Origin of the sequence: Micromonospora phytophila (assembly GCF_023656545.1) — a bacterium.
GTDB lineage: Bacteria > Actinomycetota > Actinomycetes > Mycobacteriales > Micromonosporaceae > Micromonospora > Micromonospora phytophila.
Map to the genome: position 1 here is coordinate 1 of NZ_JAMOKF010000510.1, position 2,710 is coordinate 2,710.

Annotated in this window: 2 protein-coding genes; both read left to right on the forward strand. The window is 71.5% G+C overall.

The window, feature by feature from the left end; genetic code table 11:
• Positions 1-100: 100 nt before the first annotated feature.
• Complete coding sequence (locus NCC78_RS30515) at positions 101-604, forward strand: DUF6328 family protein (RefSeq protein ID WP_250798863.1); 504 nt, start codon at positions 101-103, stop codon at positions 602-604.
• 128 nt (positions 605-732) lie between these two features.
• Positions 733-2,710, forward strand: a 1,978-nt coding sequence (locus tag NCC78_RS30520) for an acyl-CoA dehydrogenase family protein (RefSeq protein WP_372495241.1), incomplete at its 3' end; no start/stop codon positions are given.

The window sequence follows — 2,710 nt, forward strand, 5'->3', positions numbered from 1 at the left end:
CGGTGTCGTGAGTCGGTTTCGTGGCTGACGCGGTGGGGCATCAGCGTTGCTGCCGGCGGGTGGACCCCGCCGGCAGTACCGTCTGATCCGGAGGTAGCGCGTGTCGAAGGAAACCGAGAAGCAGCGCTGGCAGCGCAACTTCGCCGATCTGCTGCAGGAGCTGCGGGTCGCCCAGACCGGTGTGCAGATCCTCTTCGCCTTCCTGCTCACCCTGCCGTTCAGCAACGGCTTCACTCGGACGAGCGGTTTCCAGAAGGACGTCTACATCGTCTCGCTGCTGTCGGCGGCCGCCGCCACCGCGATGATCATTTCTCCGGTGGCGTTCCACCGGGCGTTGTTCCGGCAGGGCCGCAAGCCGGAGCTGGTCCGGTTCGCCCACCGGATGGCCAGCGGCGGCCTCGCCTTCATGCTGATCTCGATGGTCTCGGCGGTGCTGCTGATCACCGACTTCGTGCTCGACCGGCCGATCGCCTTCCTACTCAGCGCCCTCACCGCGCTCTGGTTCCTCACCTTCTGGGTGTTCCTGCCGATGGCCCGCCGCAGCTGGGGCGAGGACGACGTGAACGAGGAGGAGGACGAGCCTCGGGCCCCCTCCGGAGACTGAGCCGCGCCGCGCCGAGCAAAAGACCAAGATCGATCGTTCCGCCACGCTACCCCTGGGTAACACCCGGGGGTAGCGTGGCGTTTGTCGAGCACGTTGACGCAGCCGGACCGAGGTTCGAGGGGGCAGCCGTGACCACGACGCAGAACAGCCGATCCGTGCCGGACGAGTCCGGCGACGGCCCCGAGCAGGCCGCGACGAGCGGCGGCGGCAGCACGGCCGGCACGGCCGGGCCGCTGCCGAAGGAGGCGGGTCAGGTCTCCGAGAAGGAGGCCCGCCAGGTCGCCGAGGCCGCCCGGGAGTCCTCCTGGGACCGACCCAGCTTCGGCAAGGAGCTCTTCCTCGGCCGGTTCCGGCTCGACCTGATCAACCCCTGGCCCCGCTCCGACTCGGCGGACGGCGACCGGGCCGACGACTTCCTCGGCCGGCTCCGGGAGTTCCTCGCCTCCGAGGTGGACGGTGCGGCGATCGAGCGCGACGCCTCCATCCCGGACGAGACCTTCCAGGGGCTGGCCCGGCTCGGCGCCTTCGGCATGAAGATCGACCGGTCGTACGGCGGGCTCGGGTTGAGCAACCTGCACTACTGCCGGGCGCTGATGCTGGCCGGCTCGGTCAGCCCGGCCATCGGCGCGCTGCTCTCCGCACACCAGTCCATCGGCGTGCCGCAGCCGCTGAAGATGTTCGGCACCGCCGAGCAGAAGCAGCGGTTCCTGCCCCGGCTCGCCGCCGGCGAGGTCTCCGCGTTCCTGCTCACCGAGCCCGACGTCGGCTCCGACCCGGCCCGGCTGGCCACCACCGCCGAGCCGACGCCCGACGGCACCGGCTACCGGCTCAACGGCGTCAAGCTCTGGGCCACCAACGGCACCGTCGCCACCCTGCTCGTGGTGATGGCCCGCGTCCCGGCCGCCGAGGGGCGCCGCGGCGGGATCACCGCCTTCGTGGTCGAGGGCGACGCCGAGGGCATCACCGTCGAACGGCGCAACGCCTTCGTCGGCCTGCGCGGCCTGGAGAACAGCCTCACCCGCTTCCACGACGTGTTCGTGCCCCGGGAGAACGTCATCGGCGGCGAGGGCAAGGGCCTCAAGATCGCCCTGACCACCCTGAACACCGGGCGGCTGTCGCTGCCGGCCATGTGCGTCGGCGCCGGCAAGTGGGCGTTGAACGTGGCCCGGGAGTGGGCCGCGGACCGGGTGCAGTGGGGCCGGCCCGTCGGCGAGCATGAGGCGGTGGCCCAGAAGCTCTCCTTCATCGCCGCGACGACGTACGGCATGGAGACCATGCTCGACCTCTGCTGCCTGCTCGCCGACGACGACCACAACGACATCCGGATCGAGGCGGCCCTGGTCAAGCTCTACGCCAGCGAGATGGCGTGGCGGATCGCCGACGAGCTGATCCAGATCCGGGGCGGTCGCGGCTACGAGACGGCCGACTCGCTGGCCGCGCGGGGCGAACGCCCCGCCGCCGTCGAGCAGTTGCTGCGCGACCTGCGGATCAACCGGATCTTCGAGGGATCGACCGAGATCATGCACCTGCTGATCGCCCGGGAGGCGGTCGACGCGCACCTGTCGGTCGCGGGGGACATCATCGACCCGGACGCCGGGCTCGGCCGCAAGGCCCGCGCCGGCGCCCGGGCCGGCGCTTTCTACGCGAGGTGGCTGCCGACGCTCGCCGTCGGCCGGGGGCAGAGCCCCTCGGCGTACGCCGAGTTCGGTCCCCTCGCCGGCCACCTGCGCCAGGTCGAGCGCTCCTGTCGCAAGCTGGCCCGCTCCACGTTCTACGCGATGTCCCGCTGGCAGGGAAAGATGGAGCGCAAGCAGGCGTTCCTCGGCCGGATCGTCGACATCGGCGCGGAGCTGTTCGCGATGTCCGCGGTCTGCGTCCGCGCCTACGCCGAGCGCGACACCCGGCCGGAGAACGTCGAACTGGCCGACCTGTTCTGCCGGCAGGCCCGGGTCCGGGTCGACGCGCTCTTCACCGCGCTCTGGGAGAACACCGACTCGGTCGACACGGCCGCCGCGAAGCGGATCCTCGCCGGGCGCTACGCCGGCCTGGAGGAGGGCGTGATCACCCCGGCCGACGACCTGCCCTGGGTGGCCCGCTGGTCGCCCG